This window comes from Granulicella sibirica, from assembly GCF_004115155.1.
In the GTDB taxonomy this organism is placed as follows: Bacteria; Acidobacteriota; Terriglobia; order Terriglobales; family Acidobacteriaceae; genus Edaphobacter; species Edaphobacter sibiricus.
Genome location: NZ_RDSM01000002.1, coordinates 496,009 through 516,297, shown reverse-complemented (window position 1 = coordinate 516,297; position 20,289 = coordinate 496,009). Strand labels below are relative to the sequence as shown.

The 20,289-nt window shown below is 61.9% G+C and carries 17 protein-coding genes and 1 tRNA gene; 13 read left to right on the top strand and 5 right to left on the bottom strand.

Features of this window, described 5'->3' with window-relative positions:
• Window positions 1-24 precede the first annotated feature (24 nt).
• From GRAN_RS13170 to tpiA, 3 genes are all read left to right on the top strand, one after another.
• Window positions 25-402: a RidA family protein gene (locus GRAN_RS13170; RefSeq protein ID WP_128913485.1), complete on the top strand. Its 378-nt coding sequence runs from the start codon at window positions 25-27 to the stop codon at window positions 400-402.
• Window positions 403-476: 74 nt separating this feature from the next.
• Window positions 477-1,685 (top strand): phosphoglycerate kinase, encoded by a 1,209-nt coding sequence (locus GRAN_RS13165; RefSeq protein ID WP_128913484.1) that lies wholly within the window; start codon window positions 477-479, stop codon window positions 1,683-1,685.
• 195 nt (window positions 1,686-1,880) lie between these two features.
• Window positions 1,881-2,639, top strand: coding sequence for a triose-phosphate isomerase (tpiA, locus tag GRAN_RS13160; RefSeq protein WP_128913483.1), 759 nt, complete (start codon window positions 1,881-1,883; stop codon window positions 2,637-2,639).
• Between the two features lie 194 nt (window positions 2,640-2,833).
• Here tpiA and lepB read toward each other — a convergent pair whose 3' ends face one another.
• Window positions 2,834-3,427, bottom strand: coding sequence for a signal peptidase I (gene lepB, locus GRAN_RS13155; protein ID WP_421800814.1), 594 nt, complete (start codon window positions 3,425-3,427; stop codon window positions 2,834-2,836).
• 32 nt (window positions 3,428-3,459) lie between these two features.
• Window positions 3,460-4,467, bottom strand: coding sequence for a serine hydrolase (locus tag GRAN_RS13150; RefSeq protein ID WP_241654558.1), 1,008 nt, complete (start codon window positions 4,465-4,467; stop codon window positions 3,460-3,462).
• A 240-nt stretch (window positions 4,468-4,707) separates the two neighbouring features.
• Here GRAN_RS13150 and murQ point away from each other — a divergent pair, with 240 nt between their 5' ends.
• The 4 genes from murQ to GRAN_RS13130 all read left to right on the top strand — a co-directional run bounded on the left by murQ (window position 4,708) and on the right by GRAN_RS13130 (window position 8,223).
• Window positions 4,708-5,676, top strand: coding sequence for an N-acetylmuramic acid 6-phosphate etherase (gene murQ, locus GRAN_RS13145; RefSeq protein ID WP_128913481.1), 969 nt, complete (start codon window positions 4,708-4,710; stop codon window positions 5,674-5,676).
• 161 nt (window positions 5,677-5,837) lie between these two features.
• Complete coding sequence (locus tag GRAN_RS13140; RefSeq protein WP_128913480.1) at window positions 5,838-6,269, top strand: hypothetical protein; 432 nt, start codon at window positions 5,838-5,840, stop codon at window positions 6,267-6,269.
• Window positions 6,270-6,379: 110 nt separating this feature from the next.
• The gene (murA, locus tag GRAN_RS13135) at window positions 6,380-7,663 is read left to right on the top strand and encodes a UDP-N-acetylglucosamine 1-carboxyvinyltransferase (protein WP_128913479.1); all 1,284 of its coding nucleotides are present in this window, start codon (window positions 6,380-6,382) and stop codon (window positions 7,661-7,663) included.
• Between the two features lie 47 nt (window positions 7,664-7,710).
• The gene (locus tag GRAN_RS13130) at window positions 7,711-8,223 is read left to right on the top strand and encodes a Uma2 family endonuclease (RefSeq protein ID WP_128913478.1); all 513 of its coding nucleotides are present in this window, start codon (window positions 7,711-7,713) and stop codon (window positions 8,221-8,223) included.
• A 4-nt stretch (window positions 8,224-8,227) separates the two neighbouring features.
• Here GRAN_RS13130 and GRAN_RS13125 read toward each other — a convergent pair whose 3' ends face one another.
• Complete coding sequence (locus GRAN_RS13125; protein ID WP_128913477.1) at window positions 8,228-10,759, bottom strand: ABC transporter permease; 2,532 nt, start codon at window positions 10,757-10,759, stop codon at window positions 8,228-8,230.
• 355 nt (window positions 10,760-11,114) lie between these two features.
• Here GRAN_RS13125 and GRAN_RS13120 point away from each other — a divergent pair, with 355 nt between their 5' ends.
• Window positions 11,115-11,999 carry an aldo/keto reductase family oxidoreductase gene (locus GRAN_RS13120; RefSeq protein WP_128913476.1) on the top strand — a complete coding sequence of 295 codons (885 nt, stop codon included), beginning with the start codon at window positions 11,115-11,117 and terminating at the stop codon, window positions 11,997-11,999.
• Window positions 12,000-12,088: 89 nt separating this feature from the next.
• On the opposite strand, the gene GRAN_RS13115 is transcribed toward GRAN_RS13120, so the two are convergent.
• Window positions 12,089-12,685 carry a TetR/AcrR family transcriptional regulator gene (locus GRAN_RS13115; protein ID WP_128913475.1) on the bottom strand — a complete coding sequence of 199 codons (597 nt, stop codon included), beginning with the start codon at window positions 12,683-12,685 and terminating at the stop codon, window positions 12,089-12,091.
• Between the two features lie 99 nt (window positions 12,686-12,784).
• Between GRAN_RS13115 and GRAN_RS13110 the strand changes: the two genes are divergently transcribed.
• Window positions 12,785-13,771 (top strand): hypothetical protein, encoded by a 987-nt coding sequence (locus GRAN_RS13110; RefSeq protein ID WP_128913474.1) that lies wholly within the window; start codon window positions 12,785-12,787, stop codon window positions 13,769-13,771.
• Between the two features lie 70 nt (window positions 13,772-13,841).
• Here the strand turns inward: GRAN_RS13110 and GRAN_RS13105 are convergent, their stop codons facing one another.
• Window positions 13,842-14,699, bottom strand: coding sequence for an SDR family oxidoreductase (locus GRAN_RS13105; protein ID WP_128913473.1), 858 nt, complete (start codon window positions 14,697-14,699; stop codon window positions 13,842-13,844).
• 112 nt (window positions 14,700-14,811) lie between these two features.
• Between GRAN_RS13105 and GRAN_RS13100 the strand changes: the two genes are divergently transcribed.
• The 4 genes from GRAN_RS13100 (at window position 14,812) to GRAN_RS26700 (ending at window position 20,278) form a co-directional block, all read left to right on the top strand.
• The gene (locus GRAN_RS13100) at window positions 14,812-15,213 is read left to right on the top strand and encodes a winged helix-turn-helix transcriptional regulator (protein WP_128913472.1); all 402 of its coding nucleotides are present in this window, start codon (window positions 14,812-14,814) and stop codon (window positions 15,211-15,213) included.
• Window positions 15,214-15,273: 60 nt separating this feature from the next.
• A complete protein-coding gene (locus tag GRAN_RS13095) occupies window positions 15,274-16,569 on the top strand; it encodes an MFS transporter (protein ID WP_128913471.1) in 1,296 nt (431 codons plus the stop codon).
• 70 nt (window positions 16,570-16,639) lie between these two features.
• Window positions 16,640-16,716, top strand: a tRNA-Val gene (locus GRAN_RS13090).
• A 559-nt stretch (window positions 16,717-17,275) separates the two neighbouring features.
• Window positions 17,276-20,278: a choice-of-anchor D domain-containing protein gene (locus GRAN_RS26700; RefSeq protein WP_161570964.1), complete on the top strand. Its 3,003-nt coding sequence runs from the start codon at window positions 17,276-17,278 to the stop codon at window positions 20,276-20,278.
• The last annotated feature ends 11 nt before the right edge of the window (window positions 20,279-20,289 follow it).

Genomic DNA, 20,289 nt, shown 5'->3' with positions numbered 1-20,289 from the left:
CAACCTGTGAGCATCCAACGACGCATGAGCGCTCGCACAAACATTCCTGGCACAAGCCCCTACGAACCCATCATCGGCTTCTCCCGCGCCGTCCGCATCGGGCACGGAGTCCACGTATCCGGCACCGGCCCAGTGGGCTGCGACGACGGCGACCTCGCCACCCAGACCGATCAATGTCTCACCCTGATTGCCAAGGCTCTCAAGGACGCGGGCAGCTCAATCGAGCACGTCTATCGCACCCGCATCTATCTCACCGACGCAACCGACTGGGAGTCTGCTGCCCGAGTCCACGGTAAGTTTTTCTCTCTCGTCCTTCCCGCCGCCACAATGGTTGTCGTAGCCGGCCTCCTCGACCCCAGGTGGAAGATCGAAATCGAAGCTGACGCCCACATCCCCGGCTAATCGTTCTCGCTCTCGCCCGCCAACCGCCGAAAGCTATGATGAACCCAGCCTTAAAGCTCCAGGAAGGATCGACCATGTCCAAGCTTCTCCTCCGCGACCTCGACCTCGCCCACAAGCGAGTTCTGATCCGCGTCGATTTCAACGTTCCCCTCAAGGACGGCCTTATCCTCGATGACACCCGCATCGTCGAAACCATTCCCACCATCGAGTACTGCCTCCGTCACAAGGCCAAGGTCATCCTCGCCTCGCATCTCGGGCGTCCCAAGGGCAAGCCCGTCGAGTCAATGAGCCTGCGCCACCTCGTCGACCATCTCCGCACCCTGCTCGATCACGTCCTCGACCAGGGCGAGAACGTAGCCTTCTCGCCCGATTGCGTCGGCGAAGTTGCCCGCGAAATGTCCAACCAGCTCGAGTCCGGCCAGACGCTCCTCCTCGAGAACCTGCGCTTCCACCCCGAGGAAGAAGCAAATGACGCAGAGTTCGCCGAAGAGCTCGCAAACCTCTGCGATATCTTCATCAACGACGCCTTCGGCACCGCGCATCGCGCCCACGCCTCCACTGAGGGCATCACCCACTTTGTGAAGGAGTCCGCCGCCGGCTTCCTGCTTGAGAAGGAAATGAACTTCCTCGGCAAGGTCCTGGCCGAGCCCGACAAGCCTTTCGTCGCCATCATTGGTGGCTCCAAGGTCTCAGACAAGATCGAGATCATCAACGCCCTCCTCGACAAGGCCGATACCATCCTCATCGGCGGAGCCATGGCCTACACCTTCCTCAACGCTCGAGGCCAGGCTACTGGAAAATCTCTTGCTGAACCCGACAAGCAGGACGTGGCCAAAGCCGCCCTCGCGAAGGCCGAAAAACGCGGCGTGAAGTTCTTACTCCCCATCGACCACATCCTGGCCGACAAGTTCTCTGTCGATGCCACGACCCACACCTTCTCCGGCACCGGCCCATTCCCCGCCGACCTCATGGCCCTCGACATCGGCCCGGACACAGTGGAGCTCTTCGCCACTGAGATCGCCCGCGCCCAGACCGTCCTCTGGAACGGCCCCATGGGCGTCTTCGAACTCGCACCGTTCGCCGCCGGAACCAACGCCATCGCCGAGGCCGTTGCGAACAACACCGACGCGACCACCATCGTTGGCGGTGGAGACAGCGTCTCTGCCATCCACAAGTCCGGCCTCGCCGGCAGGATCACGCACATCTCCACCGGCGGAGGAGCCTCGCTCGAATTTCTCGAGGGCAAGACCCTCCCTGGTATCGCCGCCCTCACCGAGAAGTAACTCGGTCGGTCTCCCTCGGCATGAGCGCAGCCGGTGCGGAGGGAGACCGATCGACTATTGCGCCTCAGTATCGTGGGTTGTCGCTCCTGAAGGGAATCTGCTCTTCGCCCGCCACAACCCCGCCAAAGCCTCTTGCCATCCATCCCCCAAGCACCGTAGTCTCGAAACTCAACCAGCCACACGACAAGGGAGTCCATGCGCAAGCCACTCATCGCCGCCAACTGGAAGATGTACAAAACGCCCGACGAATCCCTCGCCTTCCTCCGCGAGTTCCTCCCCCTGGTAAAGGACCACACCCGCGACGACATCGCCATCTTTCCGACCATGTCGTCCCTCGCCTACGTTATCGGGGCCTGCAAGGACCACCATGTCGACGTCGGCGCGCAGACCATGCACTGGCTCAATGAGGGTCCCTACACGGGCCAGACCTCACCCACGATGCTCGCCTCCATTGGTTGCGATCACATCCTCCTGGGCCACTCCGAGCGCCGCATCTACGCGAACGAGACCGACGACATGGTCAACTGGAAGCTCAAAGCCGCCCTGGCCCACGGTCTCGTCCCCATCGTCTGCGTCGGCGAGTCCCTCGAAAAGCGCCAGTCCGGGCTAACGGAAGCTGTCCTCCGGTGGCAGATCAGTTGCGCCCTCAACGGCATTAAAGCATCGATCCCCTGCTCCATCACTATCGCGTATGAACCGGTATGGGCCATTGGAACCGGAAGCAGCGCCACCCCCGCACAGGTCGGCGAAGCCCACCAGATCATCCGCCGCGAAGTAGCCGCCCGCCTAGGCCAGGAGTGCGCCGATGATACCCGTGTCATCTATGGCGGATCCGTCAAACCGGACAACATCGCCACCTTCATGGCCGAAGAAGAGATCGACGGTGCTCTTGTAGGCGGAGCCAGCCTCGACCCCCACTCCTTCGCGGACATCGTCCGTTACAAAGAGCTATAGCTCGAACTCACTATCGTTCTTCGCCTTGGTGTCTCAGATCGTCATTCCCGAAGGGAATCTGCGGTTGTCGTTGCCTTCATCATCCAGCCAGGAAATTGGGTGCCCCATCGTGGCCGTCAGCCTCGCCATCGGCTAAGATGAGAGCGCAAGAATCCAAGTCGGCTTACTCGTCACCCTGAATTCCCGGAAAGCCCCTACCGCACAACCCCAAGCTGATCCATCGGCCAGTATACGAACGCAGCCTTACCGTAGATCAACTCCCGGTCCACCGGCCCAAAATCTCGGCTGTCGCTCGAGATCGACCGGTGATCTCCCATCACGAAGTACTCATGATCCGGAACCTGCATCTCCGGCTGCGAGCGATCATCCGCATACATCGGCGGAACATACTTCTCTTTGACCGGCTTGCCGTTCACGAACACCCGTCCATGGTCAATCCGCACCTCTTCTCCGGGAAGCGCGATCACACGCTTGATATAGCTCTTCGTATGGTCATGCGGATACAAAAAAACCACGACATCGCCATGATGGATCTCACCCACCCGGTAAGCCATCTTGTTGATGAACAAACGGTCCTGGTCCTCGAGCACAGGCAGCATGCTTGTCCCCTCAACCCTAACCGGCTGATACAGAAAGATAATGATGAATGTCGAGACGATGATCGAGACCGCCAGGTCCCGCAGCCACGAGTGCACGCTGCTCTTTCCGGCTGTGGGCCCCAAAGGCCCACTCGGAAGCGCAGGAGCCTCGGTCTCCTCCGAATTCAAAACGTCAGGTCCATCTGTCACAACAAACGTTCTCCGGCCTTCTTCTTCAACACTCAATTAGACGCTGCGCGGACGCCGTTGACTACACCCTCAGAACCCAGGCCAAGCCCAGGAACAAGAGTACGCCCATCGATTCCCGAGGGCGTCCATGCGGTGACTATCAATTTCGCCAACTTGGCAATCGTGACTTCCCCTTCATTATCTACCGTCCAGCTATGGTCAGTATTCCCGTACGTAAAGATCGAAATCACGATAGGCCCCGTCTTGCCGGCGACGATAGCCACATCCGCCCTCACCGCATCCAGGCTACCCGTCTTGCTCGCTATCCCAGATCCCTTCTCGGTCGCGTCCAGCGTCTCGAGGTACCGCGGAATCGTCTCGCGATAAAACTGGTTGCGCAACATATTCATCGCCACCTCGCAGATCGCCGCATCCCCCGGCAGCGCAGCCTCGCCCGGTCCCGCAAGCTGGCAGCGTCCAATCCGCTCCATCACGCGAGCCATCTCTCGCGCCGTCGTCTTGCCCAGCCCGAACTTCGGCTGGTCCTCCGGCATGGGCCCGATTGCCGGCTTCCCGATCCGCTTATACAAATGCGTGTCCTTCAAACCAATCCACGTGATCCGCGCGTTCACCGCGTCAACCCCGAACCGATCGATCGCCAGGTCCGTCGCGGTATTGTCGCTCACGATAATCATCATCGTCAGCACATCCTTCAATGTCAGAGACATGGGCGCATCGAAGAACGTGAGAATCCCCGACCCACCCACCGCATATCCAGCTGGCATCGTGATCTTCTCGTCCCACTTCGCCTTCCCGGCCCGGATCTCTTCCATCGCTTCGAACAGGATCGTCAACTTGATCACCGACGCAGTCTGCACCGGAACGTCCGCATCGATTGCGACCGTCTTACCGGTATTCAGTTGACTCGCGAAAAGCGCGACCTTCCCGTGATGCGTCTCAGCCACCGCTGTCAGTGTGCCCCGTAACTCCTGGTCGGCGAGAGCCTTTACCTGCGCTTCACCCGTGTGCGTCAGTATTAGCAAAGCAGATAGCAGTACCATCCCTAACATGCTGACTGGCGTAAACTGTTTATGGCACTCCCCCGCAGGCTCCAGGCACCTCACGCTGACTCCCCTCCGTGACGTTCTTGATTAGCGCTAACTTATGCTTTGAACGGGACTTATGTCGCCACGACGACATACAAGATTGAAAAAAAGATAAACCGGATACGCCTCAAGTTGTATTGCTGCATCTTACGTCTGTTGGGCTAGAATCTGGAAAAGATCGGCGATAAACACACTATGGCAACTATGACGATGCTCGAGCAGGTCCCTTCGGAGAAGCCGGGTGCACGCACAGTGAAAGACATCACCACGATCACCACGGAAACGTCGAACTCCGCTTCCGAAGGTTTCGACACAAAATCCGCAGTGGAAATCGCTCGGATCATCAATCACGAAGACGCCAAGATTGCAGCCGCCGTCAAAAAAGCGCTGCCCGAGATCGCCATGGCGATCGACACCGTGGCCCGGTCTCTCCGGGACGGTGGCCGTCTCATTTATGTCGGAGCAGGCTCCAGCGGACGCATCGCCTCCCTCGACGCGTCTGAGTGCCCTCCCACCTACTCCACCTCCCCGTCTCAAGTGCAATACATCATGGCTGGCGGCCCCAAGGCCCTCGCCTCCGCCTCCGACGTCAACGAAGACTCTCCCGAGATCGGCCAGCGCGACATCGCTCGCCGCCGCCCCACCCGCAAGGATATCGTCATCGGCGTCTCTGCCAGCGGACGCACCCCTTATGTGATCGGCGCCGTCGAGTACGCCCGCGCCCGCGGAGCCAAGACCGCCGCGATCGTCTGCAACTACAACACACCTATCTCCGACGTTGCTGAGTTCACCATCGTCGCCGAAGTCGGCCCCGAGGTCATCTCCGGTTCCACCCGCATGAAGGCCGGCACCGCCCAGAAGATGATCCTCAACATGATCACCACCGGCGCGATGACCCGTCTCGGCTACGTCTACGACAACCTCATGGTCAACGTCCACATGAAGAACGCCAAGCTCGTCGAGCGCGGCATTCGTGTCCTGATGACCCTCTGCGGCGTAGACCGTGATACCGCCATCCGCACCATCAAGTCCGCTGGCAAGTCGATCCCGATCGCAGTCGTCATGCTGAAGGCTAATGTCGACAAGATGGAAGCCGTCCGCCGCCTCACCAAATCCGACGGCAACGTTCGCCTTGCCATCGACGACTCCCGCCTCGAACTCTGATTGATCTCATTCGCGATCATAAGCCCGGAGCCCTCTCCGGGCTTTTTGCTGCCCGGCGTCGTAATCTCCGCCCGTACACAACACAACATTTCCTCCATATCGTGTTCATTTCAATAGCAGCCAGCGGCCCACACCAACCCGCTGCCGCACAGGAGCACACGATGAAGCGCACAATCCTCCCCGCAGTCCTCTCCCTCGTTCTCACCGGCTCCCTCGCCTTCGCGCAGACGGCAACCCAGCCCCAGCAGACCCCGTCCGACGCTCCCCAGCAGCAGACCGCCGAGCATCACGGACATCGTCACAACCCCCACAAGGAAGCCGTCCGCCTTTCGAAGAAGCTCAACCTGACGCCCGATCAGACCGCCAAGCTCGAGCCCATCCTCGCCGACCGCGATCAGAAGGTGAAGGCCCTCCACCAGAACACCGCCCTCACCCCTGACGACAGGAAGGCACAGATGAAGTCCATCGCCATGGACACCAAGCAGCAGCTCTCGACCATCCTCACCCCCGATCAGCTCGAGCAGATGAAGGCCATGCGCCACCATGGACGCAAGGGCCAGGAAGCCGCCAACGCTACAACTCCGAACTCCTAACCAACCCAGGGGCACGCCCAGTCCGGTCAGCCGGGCGTTCCCCAAAACTCGCACCAGCCTGAACACCCCCGAACCAGACTTTCCTCTTAACTCTTCCGTAAACTAAGCGGATGGATAAGTTTGTTGTACGCGGCGGCAACCCCCTCTTAGGCACCATCAAAGTCTCCGGAGCCAAGAACTCCGCTCTCCCCTGCATGGCCGCCGCCATCCTCACCGAGGACGAGGTCATCCTCGAGAACATCCCTCAGGTCCAGGACATCGAGACCGAGCGAAAGCTCCTCACCAGCATGGGAGCCGAGGTCGAACTCGGCTATGGCCGCGCCCAGCACCGCACCCACATCAAGTGCGCCATCCTCTCTGACCCCGTCGCCAAGTACGAGATCGTGAAGACGATGCGCGCTAGTTCGCTCGTCCTCGGCCCCCTCATCGCCCGCACCGGCATTGCACGCGTCGCCATGCCCGGAGGATGCGCCATCGGTGGCCGCCCGATCGACCTTCACATCAAGGGCCTCGAAGCCATGGGAGCCGTCGTCACCTATGACCACGGATACCTCGAAGCTAAGACCGACCGCCTCAAGGGCGCGCACATCGTCTTCGACAAGATCACCGTCACTGGCACCGAAGACCTCCTCATGGCCGCGACCCTCGCCGACGGAGAAACCATCTTCGAGAACTGCGCCCGCGAGCCTGAGGTCACCGACCTCGCCGCCCTCCTCGTCGCCATGGGAGCGAAGATCGAAGGCGCCGGAACCTCCACGATCAAGGTCCAGGGCGTCGCGAAGCTCCACGGAGCCCGTCACCGCATCAACCCTGATCGCATCGAAGCCGGAACCTTCCTCGTCGCCGGAGCGATCACGGGCGGCGACCTCAACGTTGACTGCATCGAGCCCAAACATCTTGGCTCCATCATCTCCAAACTCGAGCAGGCTGGCGTCAAGCTCGACATCGGCAAAGACCACATCCGGGTCCGATCGGGCGGCGGCCCGCTCAAGGCCATCGACATTTCGACCGAAGAGTACCCCGGCTTCCCCACCGATATGCAGGCCCAGTACATGGCCCTCGCCACGCAGTGCGAAGGCACCACGACGGTCACCGAAAACATCTTCGAGAACCGCTTCATGCACGTCAACGAGCTCAACCGCATGGGCGCAAACATCACGGTCCAGGGCCGCACCGCAACCGTCCGCGGCAAGACCGAACTCCAGTCCGCCGCCGTCATGTGCTCGGATCTCCGCGCCTCGGCCGCCCTTGTGCTCGCGGCCCTCGTGGCCGATGGAGAAAGCATCCTCGACCGTGTCTACCACATGGATCGCGGCTACGAGCACATCGAAGAGAAGCTCCGGGGTGTGGGAGCCCAGATCCGCCGCATGGGCGATGTGTTCGGAAAGCGCTAGCACCCCACCCCAAACCCGGCGCATACTGGAGACGAGGTATATCGATCATGGCTACCACCACGACCCTCGTCTCCCTTGAAGACTACCTCCGCACCAGCTATCACCCCGATTGCGACTTTGTAGACGACCACATCGAGGAGCGCAACTTGGGCGAATTCGATCACGGGAACCTGCAGGCCGCCCTCACGGCATGGTTCTTCAACAACAGGAAAGCGTGGGGCATTTACGCGATTGTCGAGCAACGCATCCGGGTCACCCCGACGCGTGTCCGCATAGCGGACGTCTGCCTCATCCGGCGCGACGCTCCCCGCGAACAAGTCACCCAAACTCCCCTTGCATGTATCGAGATTCTCTCCCCTGAAGACCGCCTTCCGCGCGCGGCCAAGGTCATGGAAGACTATGCGCGGATGGGCGTAGAGAATCTCTGGCTCCTCGATCCGGTAAAACGAATTGCATATCGCTTTGTAGAAGGCACCTTTCAACAGGCTGATGCGCGTCTGGAGATTGCATCCAGCCCCATCCACATCGATCTTGCCACCCTCTTCGCCTCACTCGACTAAGCTTTTACTCTGACCGCAAAGCCTGCACCGGATCAACCGAAGCCGCTCTCCGCGCCGGAACAATCCCCGCCACGCAAGCCGCCAACCCCAGCGCCAGGATCGCCCCAAGCATCACCCGCAAGTCCGCACTCGTCACCTCGTAAAGCTGCGCCTTCACAAACCGCACGGACAACAACGCCACCGGAATCCCAATCGCCAGCCCGATCCCCGTCTGGATCGCCGCCGCCCTCAGGATCATTCCCACCACGCCGCTCCGAGCCGCCCCCAACGCCATCCGTATCCCGATCTCCGGTGTCCGTCGCACCACGCTATAAGCCGTCACGCCATATAGCCCAAGTGCCGCGAGCATCAGCGCCAGCCCGCCAAACAGGGTCGTTAGCCGTGCCACCAGCCGCTCCTGCGTAAACTGGTCGGCAATCTGCGCACTGAACGTCTGAAACAGCACCACCGTCAGGTTGGGGTTGATTCCCGCCAGCGTCCTCCGCGCGATGGCCTCCATATCGTTCATTGGTCGTGACGTCTCGAGCACCATCGTCCCCGCGTACAGCGACGTATCCTTCTCGATCGGTCCCGTCTCGCTTACCCCGCGCTGCATGATCGGCACGAAGTACATCGTATGGTCCTTCCATCGCACGCTCTGGTAGACCGTGTCTTCGACAACACCCACCACCTCGTAATCCCCCGGATTGTCAGGCGACCCGATGCGCCGCCCAAGCGGATTCTTCCCTTTGAAGAACCTCTTCACGAACGCCTCGTTCACCACGGTCACCGGCGGGGCCGACAAAGTATCCTGCACCCCGATTCCGCGTCCCATCACCACGCGCGTCCCGACGGAATCGAAGTAATCCGCATTCGCCTTCACGAACGATGCCCCGTCATGCAAATCCGGCTCGCCCTGCACGCGCATGCTGTTGCCCCAGTTGTTGTCCTCCATCGGCGTGTAGTTCGAGATCCCCACCTTCACCACGCCCGGCACCGCATGGAAGTGTTCTTCCATCGTCCGGTACAGCGCCTCCACCTGAGCAGTCGAGTATCCCGCAGCCTGTGGATTGATGTGCACGATGTAGCGGTTCGTCGCATCCAGCTTCAGATCCGATCCCTGCAGTTTGTTCAGACTCTGCGAGAACAGCCCCGCTCCTACCAGCAACACAAGAGACAGCGCCGCCTGCAGCACCACAAGCACTCGCTGCAGCCACGAAGCGCCAGCCGCCGTCGTCCGTGTGCTGCTCCGCAACGCATCGGCGGGTTTGGCCTGCGCCGCGATCCACGCCGGAGCGACCCCAAACAACACCCCGGTCAGTAACGATACCCCGAACGCAAAGCCGATCACCGCCGCCGATGGACTCGCCTCGATCGGGACCCGTGCCGCACCCGGGAACGCCAGCAGAAGCAGCATCCGGGTGCCCGCATACGCCACCACCAGCCCGATCAGCCCACCCATCGCCGCCAGCACGACACTCTCCGTCAGCAACTGCCGCACGATCCGTCCGCGCATCGCGCCCAGCGCTGTGCGCACCGACATCTCCGTCCGCCTCGCCATCCCACGCACCAGGAGCAGGTTGGCAATGTTAGCGCACGCGATCAAAAGCACAAGACCCGAGATCGCCATCAGCAGGTGCAGCTGCGAGGCATACCCATCCTGGAAGGACTGGATGCCGCCCCCACCCGCAGAGAGTGTTGCATGCACCTTCGGCAACGCGATCTTCCCCGCTTCCCCCGAAAATACCTTCTTCTCGGAGTAGATCTGCCGCAGCGTCGCGTTTACTTTCTCCTGCAGCATCGGCACCGCCGTCCCCGGCTTCACCCTCCCCACGATGTAGAGCCAGTTCTCCTCCGGATCATCGACGTACAGCGCATTCGCCAGCATCGGCATCGTCTGGATCGGCAGGTAGAACTCCGGGGGCGTCGTCATCATCCGGTCGCCATAGAACCCCCGGGGAGCCACCCCTACCACCGTGACCGCCTTCGTGTTCACCCAGAACGTGCTCCCCACCACGCCATCATTCCCGGAAAACTCGCGCTGCCACGTGTCATAACTCATCACTGCGGTTGCCGCCGCGCCCTTCGCGGCATCTGCATCGGTCAACAGCCTCCCCGCCGCAGGCTGCAGCCCAAACGTCCGAAAGTAGTTTCCGGAGACGAACTCGCCCATCACCGACCGCGCCTGCGCCTCCGCTCCATCCCTGCGCGCAATGATCGGACGGTACCCAAACCCCGCCTGCATCGCCGCCAGCTCCTCGAACTCCGGCAGGCTCTTCTTCAGCCGCTCGTAGGTGTCCGTGGAGAAGTAGGAGTAATCGCCGTTGTCCCGCGGCCCCAGGCTTCCGACACAGCAATCATTGCGGTCGCCGATCCGCAAAAGCGTCTTCGGATCGGCCACTGGCAGGTTGCGCAGCAACACGGAGTTCACGAGCGTGAAGATCGCCGCGTTCGCACCAATCCCGAGAGCCAGCGTAAGCAGGACCGTGATCGTAAACCCCGGAGTCTTCTGCAACTGCCGAAACGCGTAGCGTACATCCTGCAGGAACGTCGTCATCGTCACACCTCGAAATTGCCGGTTGATCCGTGCAGTGGAGGATGCACGTAATCCACCGTCGTCTCAAGCAAAGTGGCTCCCGTTTATCAAGCACATAGCGATTTCCGAAGACGTCGCTGTGTCCACTATCAGTGTGCGCTGTCCAGATAGGGACAACGAGATTGAGCCGCTCCAGAACCTGAAACCCGCTGCCGGATTTCCGGTCGCTCACGCCTGAAGTCTGCTGCCGAACCGCGTATCCAGCGGCTCCGGCGCATCGACGCAAATGCGAGCTTCGAACCTGAAGCTTTCTTCATCTAAGGAGAAAGAAAACAAGCTCGCCCCAACAGGCGATCGAACAAGAGGAGCAAAGAGCATGACGAAGCAGACAGATCTCGGCGGCACCTTCACCTTTATTGGCACCTCCCTGAACGTCCACCGCATGGGCTATGGAGCCATGCAGATCGCGGGCCCGCACGTCTTCGGCCCACCGCGGGACCTGCCCGCCGCCCTCGCCGTTCTTCGCGAGGTCATCGACTCCGGCGTAAACCACATCGACACCAGCGACTTCTACGGCCCTCACGTCACCAACCAGACCATCAAGCAGGCTCTCCACCCCTACACCGATGACCTAGTCATCGTCACCAAGCTCGGCGCGCGCCGCGGCTCCGACGCCTCATGGATCCCAGCGCTCTCCACCGAGGAACTCACCGCCGGAGCCCACGACAACCTCCGCAACCTCGGCCTCGACACCCTCCAGGTCGTCAACCTCCGCGTCGGCGGCCTCGAAGGCCCCGCCGATTTCTCCATTGAAGCCCCCCTCACCGTCCTCGCCGGACTCAAGCAGCAGGGCCTCATTCAACACATCGGCCTGAGCAATGTAAGCCCCAAACAGCTCGCCGAAGCCCAGAAGATCACGGAGATCGTCTGTATCCAGAACCTCTACAACGTCGCCCACCGAGACGACGATGCCTTCATCGACGACCTCGCCAAGCAAGGCATCGCATATGTCCCCTTCTTCCCTCTCGGCGGCTTCACTCCGCTCCAATCCTCAACCCTCAACGACGTAGCCGCGTCCCTCAACGCCACGCCCATGCAGGTAGCTCTCGCCTGGCTCCTTCACCGATCGCCCAACATCCTTCTCATCCCCGGAACGTCCTCGGTCGGCCACCTTCGCGAGAATCTAGCCGCCGCGACCCTGCAGCTTTCGCCGGAAGTCCTCACCACCCTCGACTCCATCGGGGCAGCCGTCGATAAGTAACTTCACCTCACGGTCATGCCCACCATAGCCCGCACGGAAGCCTACCGTCTCCGTGCGGGCGAAATTGATTGCGAGGCGCCTTTCGCACCCTAGCCAGCGTCGGGATACACCACCCCGCCACTTCTGAGCAGCCGCATCAGGTTCTCCGCCGTCTCCCGTGAAGAAACGCTCCCCTTCTGCGCCCTCCAGATATCAGCCGCCGCAAGCAGCACTTCAAGCGCGATCCGCGCTGTCAAGTTGACCGCCGGATCGTCCTCCTTCTTCCCCAGGCACTCAGAAAGTTGAGTCCTCAATTGAAGCTGCTGCTCGCCCATATAGTCCCAGAGCCGCGCCCGCGCCACCGGCGACTGCCCAAGAATCGACCGGACCAGCAGGGCTCGTTCCGGATCCTCATCCTCCACCGCGAGCACCGCGAAGATCGCCTCCCCCAGCGCTCTCTCCACCGGAAGATCCTTCACCCGAAGCGCGAATACTTCGGCAAACTTCGCCGTATTCCCCATAAAGCTCGAGAGAACGATCGAATCCTTTGTAGGAAAGTAGCGATACAGCGTGGACGGGCTAATCTCCGCAGCCTCCGCGACAGCCTCCATCGTCGTCGGCTCATAGCCGTCCTTCTTGAACAAGGCCATAGCTTCCGCGACAATGCGCGCCCTGCTCCGTTGAGCCTTTTTCTCTCGCAACCCCATGAATGCAGTGTAGCGCAGAAAAAGAATGTATCTACTTATTGATAGTTACTATCAAAAGGATGTTAGATTCTAATCCGTAGATATAGAAAGGCCCTTCCCATGATCGGTTCAAGCAATACCCCCTCCAGCCACTTGGCTCGTTATGCCACCACTCTGGTCCTCCTTGCCGGCTCTTCTCTCAGCGCCCATGCCGCCGACACCCACAGCGAACCATCTGAGCCAATCCACTCCGTAAAGGCCCTCATCGGCGTTCCGGGAATCGCGCCCGGCACTGAAGGAACGCTCTCTTTCGATCCCCGAAATCTCCGCTTTACCTCGGACCAGCGAACCACCGAGATCGCACGCAATCGCATCATCGAGATCTCCAGCGGAGACGAGCGCGTCGAAACCGGCGGCAAAGCCGGCCGAGTCGCCCGTGTCGTCATACCTTACGGCGGCGGCCTCGCCCTCGGAGCCATGACCCACAAAAAAGTCGGCCTGCTGACCGTCGAATTCACCGACGTCTCCGGCGACTACCATGGTGCCGTCTTCGTTCTTAGTACGCGCGACATGGACGCCGCCCTAGACCAATTCGAAACCCAGCCCCCCACCCACGATACCCCCATCGCCGCTTCGTCCGCCGCCTGCCCGGCTTCCAACATTCAGCCGAACAGCGTGCGCGTGGAGGTGATTGGTGCGGACCTGCAATCGGCCTTTCCAGCCGAAGACCGCGTCCTTCTCTACGAGCATCTGGTCCAGCAGTTGCAATCCGAGAAGACGATCTTCAGCGTCTACCGTGCCGGCGACAGCACCCGGCAGGGACGCTGCGCCGAGTTCACCATCGCCGTCCAGGCGACTGCTTTCACCAAGGGAGACCAGGCCGTCCGCGCCTCGGTCGGCCCCCTCGGCCACTTCGTCGGTACAACAAGGCTCAAGTATCACCTCACCGTCTCCACCCAGGACGGAACCCCCATCGTGAGTGAGGACATGAAGAAGTCCGAGGGGTCGGACACGGATAGCCTCAACGTCACCCGGGCCATCGGCAAATCGGTCGTCAAGAGCCTGAAAAAGTCGAGAACCCAGCTCCGCAAGACCCAGGTCGCCTGACCTCTTGCCAACGCGAAGAAGCATCGCTCGCACGAAAGGGCATCTTCCGTGCGAGCGATCCCAATCTGCTTTACCGGGCTCGAACCGCCGCTCGAACCGCCTCTGCAAGAGACGTGCTCGGCCGCCCGATCAACCCGCGAAGATCGGAAGCCTTGCTGTCCAACTCCCCCTTCGCGGCCCCTGCGTCCGAATCCGAAAGAATCCCGGCAATCTCAGCCGGAAGCCCGAACCCGATGAGCGCGTTCTTGTACTCTTCCTCGCTCAGGTTCTGGTACCTAACCGCCTTCCCAGACGCCTTCGAGACCTCAGCCGCCAACTCCGGCAGGCTGTACGAACTATCCCCGGCAAGCTCATAGCTCTTGCCCTCATGCCCCGCGCCAATCAGCACCGCGGCAGCAGCCGCGGCATAGTCCAGCCGAGCCGCCGCGGCGAATAGCCCATCCTGCGCCGCGCCTAGGATCACGCCATGCTCCACTGCTGGCCCAAGCGCCTCGGTGTGGTTCTCCAGATACCAACCGTTGCGCAAAATCACCGCGGGTAGTCCGGAGTCCCGAATAGCTGCCTCGGTAGCGACATGCTCTGCCGCCAGCGCTAGTGCCGACGTATCCGCACGAAGCAGGCTCGTATACGCGAACAGCTTCACCTGCGCCACCACCGCAGCATCGATCACCGCCTTATGCTGCGCCACGCGCGCGCCGACTTCATTCGAAGAGATCAGCAGCACCTTCTCCGCCCCGGCAAACGCCAGCGCCAGCGTCTCGGGCTTGGAGTAATCCACCACACGCACCGTGACGCCCCGCGCCGCAAGGTCCGCAGCCTTCTCGGTACTGCGAACCCCGGCAACAACCTGCTCCGCCGGTACTGTCTTCAACAACTCATCGATAACGTGACGCCCAAGCTTACCCGTTGCTCCGGTGACAACAATCATTTCACTTCTCCTTGAAAGAACCACAGACCAATTCACTCGCATCGGCCTATGAAGAAAGCCTACGCCACAAGCTAACTCTTGGTAAGGACATACCTTGAGGTAAGCTACTGACATGGCTACGGCAGCGAAAGTCCTCACAAGCAGGCGCAGTCGGCGTAAAGGCAATCTCTACGACGCCCAGTGCCCGTCGCGCATCGTGCTCGACCACGTCACCTCGCGCTGGGGATCGCTCGTCCTTCTCGTCCTCATCGATGGCACGCAGCGTTTCAGCGAGCTTGGACGCGCCATCGGCGGAGTGAGCGAGAAGATGCTCGCCCAGACCCTCCAGACCCTCGAAGCCGACGGCCTTCTTCTTCGCACTGTCTACCCCACCATCCCGCCAAAGGTGGAATACAGCCTCACCCGCCTTGGAACCGAAGCCGCCCTCCACATCAGAACCCTCACCAATTGGGTGGAAGATAATGTCTCCACCGTCATGCAATTCCGCTCGAAGCGCGGAGGCCTGCAGAAATAACCATCCTCTAGAAACTGGACACGCCCCCGCCGTTTATGCTCCGCTAACAAAACAAAGAAAATGCCAGCCAAGCCCACCAATTCCCCCCGCCAGGTTCTCTTCGCCTCCCTCATCGGCACCACCATCGAGTTCTTCGACTTCTACATATACGCGACCGCCGCTGTCATCGTCTTCCCCGCCCTCTTCTTTCCTAAGTCCGACCCCGCCTCAGCCATCCTCGCCTCCCTGGCCACCTTCGCCATCGCCTTCGTCGCCCGCCCCATCGGAGCCGCCCTCTTCGGCCACTTCGGCGACCGCATCGGACGCAAGACCACACTAGTGATCGCCCTCTCCACCATGGGCCTCTCGACAGTAGCCATTGGCGCGCTCCCGACCTACACCAGCATTGGCACCGCCGCTCCCCTCCTCCTGGCCCTCTGCCGCTTCGGCCAGGGCCTCGGCCTCGGCGGAGAGTGGGGAGGAGCCGTCCTCCTCGCCATCGAAAACGCCCCGCCCAATAAGCGCGCCTGGTACGGCATGTTCCCCCAGCTCGGAGCTCCCATCGGCTTCTTCCTCTCGAGCGGCGTCTTCCTCTTGCTCTCCCGCCTCATGACCGACAAGCAGTTCTTCACCTTCGGCTGGCGCCTGCCCTTCCTCTCAAGTGCCGCCCTCGTCTTCATCGGTCTCTACGTCCGCCTCACCATCACCGAGACCCCCATCTTCGCCGAGTCCCTCAAGCGCAACGAACAGCACAAGGTACCGCTCCTGAGCGTCTTCCGCGACCACACCCGCACCCTCGTCGCCGGAATCCTCCTCTGCCTCGCGACCTTCGTCCTCTTCTACCTCATGATCGTCTTTGCCCTCTCCTGGGGTACCACCGCCCTCGGATTCCCACGCTCGAAGTTCCTGCTCATGCAGCTCTTCTGCGTCCTCTTCTTCGCCGCGACCATCCCCATCTCCGCTCTCATGGCCGAGCGCGGACGCCGTCGCGTCATGTTCGCCGTCTCCATCGCCATCGCCATCTTCGGCATCTTCCTCGGGCCTCTCTTCGCCGCCGGAACCACTGGAGCCTTCGCCACCCTCGCCATCGGCCTCACCCTCATGGGCCTCACCTACGGTCCCGTCGGAACCATGGTCTCGGAGATCTTCCCTACTCCCGTCCGCTACACCGGAAGCTCGATGGCCTTCTCCTTGGCCGGAATCTTCGGAGCCTCCCTCGCACCCTACATCGCCACCTGGCTGGCCAAGACCTACGGCCTCAAGTACGTCGGATACTATCTCTCCGTCTCCGCCCTCCTCACCATCCTGGGTCTTCTCATGATCCGCGAAACCAGCAGCGAAACCCTCACCACCGCGGAGACTGCCCCAATCTCCTGAACCCGTTTGCGCATCCCGCCCTCCTCCCATAAACTCAAAGAGTCCTCACCGCTCCAGCAGCGTCGAGAGAGGGCGGTTAGCTCAGTTGGTTAGAGCGCCTGCCTTACAAGCAGGATGTCGGGGGTTCGAGTCCCTCACTGCCCACCAAATACTCCAATGCCGAAGTCTGGATGAACGGCCTCTCGTCGCCGGCGGAGGCAATACCCAAGACAATCCAGCGGAAACATACCACTTTCTTAAAACCGTAAAGTGTCCACATCTTCCGTACAATGGCCCACGTTCTACCAGCCGGAATGTTTCTGGTGAAACACTGGGGTTTTGCGATCCGTCGCTGCTAAGTCCTTTAGAACACCACGATTACGGGACTCCCTCCAAAACAGCGCAAAACATACCAATTTTGGAGCAAATTCGGCCACAGAGGTAGGACCACCGCTCAACCTCCGGTACCCCTGATTCCTCTGAGAGACGGACACGCTTGGGATCATCCTTGCCGCGCTTCTCGGCGTCGCGCTCCATCACATTCTTCCTTCGCACCCGGCCACGGTCGAGACCGCCTGCCTGTAACCCGCTCATTCCGCTCTCCCGTCTCTTGTAGTGCACACCCGAATGCACGGACATTCGAGCTTGGCCAGCGAGGGCACCGTCCCGGTCGCAACGCCGAACCTCGTCCTCTCTGCGCCCGGCGTGGCCCAGGAGACCGCCTCACATGCGATGCCTCGCGCCCATCCGCAACGCCGCCCGCCTAGCCCTCGTCCTCCTGCCCCTCCTTGCTCCCACCGTCTTCGCCCAGACCACCCTTCAGATCCACGACATCATGACCGCCCTGCCGAACTCTCCCTACCTCGGCCAGTCCGTCTCCGTCTCCGGCATCGTCGTCGGCGTCATGAACACCGGCGGCTTCTACTTCAGCGAGCCCAGCACCTCCTGGGATTCCCTCGTCGCCACTGCCGAAGGCATGCCCGTCTTCTACGCCTCCGCCGCCGATAACCCCTCCTGCGCCGTCGTAGGCAACATCGTCACCGTCGTTGGCACCGTCACCAACACCACCGCCCTCACCGCCGCCGACACCCCCGGAACCGGCATCACCCCAACCTCCTGCACCGTCACCGGCACCGGCACCATGACGCAGTCCATCAATCTCTCTTCCGTCCTCACCACCTTCGGAGACGCCCTGAAGTACACCGGCATGGCAGCCTCGAATACCAGCTTCTACGCCATTGCCCCCACCACCGGCACCCTCACCGAAACCTCCGAAACCGTCACCTCCAACGGCCAGTTCTGGGCGACCCTGGGCGCCAACACAACCACCAACAATCACCTCTTCCGCACTGCGGGCATAGCCGCCGACGAATACAAACCCACCACCGCTCCGTCGACCGTAGCCACCTGGTCCGGCAACCCCCAGCGCATCCTCATCGACACCACTACCTTCGGCGGCTCCCCCGTCGACATCACCGTTGGCCAGGCCATCACCTGCACCGTCCCATCCGGCATCACCCTCGGAGCCACCACAGGCATCGGCCTCATCGATTACACCCGCGGCTACTCCCGCCTCCTCATCTTCAAGAGCACCACCTGCTCTGTCACCGGCACCATCGCCCCCACCACCTCGGCCGCCGCCGACTCCACCCACTTCCACGTCGGCACCCTCGACCTCAACCGCTTCTATAGCCCCACCGGCCCCGTAGCCGTCACCGCCGCGGCCTACCAAACCCGCCTCACCAAGGCCGCCCTCGCCATCGTCGACTCCCTGGGCTCCCCCGACATCCTCTCCCTCCAGGAGGTCCAGGACCTCGCCACTCTCACCGACCTCGCCACCGCGGTCAACACCCTCGCCGGAACCACCTACGTCCCCTACCTCACCCCCGGCCCCGACACCTCCAGCTTGAACCTGGGCTTCCTCGTCAACTCCAAAACCGTCGTCACCGACTCCGTCAAGCAGCTCGAAGCCTCCGCCACCTACACCAACTCCACGGGCACCGCAGTCTTATGGGAACGCCCGCCCCTTGTCCTCAACGCCGAGTTCGTCCGCACTGGCAAGAACTACCCCGTCTCCGTCTTCAACGTCCATCTCACCCCGCGCGATAACATCGGCGACGCCACCCTCGGCCCCGACATCCGTCTCCACCGCGCCGCCCAGGCCGCCGACCTCAGCTCTCTCGTCCAGACCTACCAGACAGCCGGTTCCAACGTAGTCGTCGCCGGAAACTTCAACGCCTTCCAGTTCAACGACGGCTACGTCGACGTCCTCGGAGTCGTCACCGGATCCCCCGCCGCAGCCTCGGCGGTAACTCTCTACCAGGCCACCAGCACTACCGCCGCCCTCACCAACTTCACCACCCAGGTCGCCTCCACCTCCCAGTACAACTACATCGAGCGCGGCAACGCCGAGTCCATCGAGCACATCCTCGCGAGCGCCACCGTCCCCGACACCTCTACCGCCAGCGCCTCCCTCGCCAGCTACGTCTCCGCCGTCACCCAACCCCATTTCACCGCCGACTTCGCCGCCACCAACGCCAACTCTCCCACCACACCCGCCGGCCTCACCCCTCACGACGGCTTCGTCACCGCCTTCCTCATCCCGCCCGTCCCCACCACCGCCAGCATCTCCGCCACCGCCGTCAACTTCGGCAGCGTCAACCTCGGCTCGAGCGCCACCCAGACCCTGACCATCACCAACACCACCACCTTCACCTCCACCGTAAACGTCACCAATGTAGCCATCAGCGGCACCAACGCCACCGACTTCACCCAGACCAATACCTGCGCCGCTCTCACCGAAGGCGCCACGTGCACCGTCACCCTCACCTTCACTCCCACTGCTCTCGGAGCTCGCACAGGCCTCCTCACCGTCACCACGGACTCCACCTCGAACCCCACCCTCACCGCCACGCTCACCGGAACCGGAACCACCGCCCTCGCCATCTCCCCCACTGCCCTCAGCTTTGGAAACGTCGACCTCGGGACCACCTCCGCCGCGCAGACTGTAACCCTCACCAACTACACCAGCGTCGCCATCCCCCTCAGCTCCATCGCCATCACCGGAGACTTCGCCGAAACCACCACCTGCGGCACCTCCCTCCCAGCCCTCGGCACCTGCACCTTCGCCGTCACCTTCACCCCAACCGTCACCGGTGCCCGGACCGGCACCCTCACCATCAACAATGCCGTCACCGTCTCCCTCACCGGCAACGGAGTGGATTTCACCATAGCCTTCTCCCCAACCACCGGCGCGACCGTAGCCGGCGAGTCCGTCACCCCGAACCTCGTCCTCACCCCCATCGCCGGCTACAGCGCGAACGTAGCCCTCACCTGCACCGACGCGGCCTCCGGCTCGACCTGCACCCCCGCCACCGGTACCGCCGCCCTCAGCACCGCCAACACCCTCGCCGTCGCCATCACCACCACGGCTCAGTACACCGTCATCGGCTACACCGGAGCCACCCCGGTCCTCTGGATCGTCCTTCTCACCACCCTCAGCGGCGCAATCCTCTTCTTCAGCATCCGCCGAACCCGTCACTTGCCGAAGCTCGCCGCCCTGGTGATCATCCTCTCGCTCATCAGCCTCCCCATCACTGGCTGCAGCGACAAGCTCCCCTCCACCAACGCTAACCCCACGCTCCCCGGCTCTTACACCTACACCATCTCCGCCACCGACGGCACCCTCACCCACACCGCCACCTACACCCTCACCGTAACCGCCAAGTAAACCACCACGCC

Bases quoted from the DNA above. Each gene is read 5' to 3' on its own strand.
- murA (WP_128913479.1), top strand. From the start codon at position 6,380: ATGGATAAGTTTGTTGTACGCGGCGGCAACCCCCTCTTAGGCACCATC.
- GRAN_RS13120 (WP_128913476.1), top strand. From the start codon at position 11,115: ATGACGAAGCAGACAGATCTCGGCGGCACCTTCACCTTTATTGGCACC.
- GRAN_RS13110 (WP_128913474.1), top strand. From the start codon at position 12,785: ATGATCGGTTCAAGCAATACCCCCTCCAGCCACTTGGCTCGTTATGCC.
- GRAN_RS13170 (WP_128913485.1), top strand. From the start codon at position 25: ATGAGCGCTCGCACAAACATTCCTGGCACAAGCCCCTACGAACCCATC.
- murQ (WP_128913481.1), top strand. From the start codon at position 4,708: ATGGCAACTATGACGATGCTCGAGCAGGTCCCTTCGGAGAAGCCGGGT.
- GRAN_RS26700 (WP_161570964.1), top strand. From the start codon at position 17,276: ATGCGATGCCTCGCGCCCATCCGCAACGCCGCCCGCCTAGCCCTCGTC.
- GRAN_RS13140 (WP_128913480.1), top strand. From the start codon at position 5,838: ATGAAGCGCACAATCCTCCCCGCAGTCCTCTCCCTCGTTCTCACCGGC.
- GRAN_RS13150 (WP_241654558.1), bottom strand. From the start codon at position 4,467: ATGGTACTGCTATCTGCTTTGCTAATACTGACGCACACGGGTGAAGCG.
- GRAN_RS13100 (WP_128913472.1), top strand. From the start codon at position 14,812: ATGGCTACGGCAGCGAAAGTCCTCACAAGCAGGCGCAGTCGGCGTAAA.
- GRAN_RS13125 (WP_128913477.1), bottom strand. From the start codon at position 10,759: ATGACGACGTTCCTGCAGGATGTACGCTACGCGTTTCGGCAGTTGCAG.
- GRAN_RS13165 (WP_128913484.1), top strand. From the start codon at position 477: ATGTCCAAGCTTCTCCTCCGCGACCTCGACCTCGCCCACAAGCGAGTT.
- GRAN_RS13115 (WP_128913475.1), bottom strand. From the start codon at position 12,685: ATGGGGTTGCGAGAGAAAAAGGCTCAACGGAGCAGGGCGCGCATTGTC.
- tpiA (WP_128913483.1), top strand. From the start codon at position 1,881: ATGCGCAAGCCACTCATCGCCGCCAACTGGAAGATGTACAAAACGCCC.
- GRAN_RS13095 (WP_128913471.1), top strand. From the start codon at position 15,274: ATGCCAGCCAAGCCCACCAATTCCCCCCGCCAGGTTCTCTTCGCCTCC.
- GRAN_RS13130 (WP_128913478.1), top strand. From the start codon at position 7,711: ATGGCTACCACCACGACCCTCGTCTCCCTTGAAGACTACCTCCGCACC.
- GRAN_RS13105 (WP_128913473.1), bottom strand. From the start codon at position 14,699: ATGATTGTTGTCACCGGAGCAACGGGTAAGCTTGGGCGTCACGTTATC.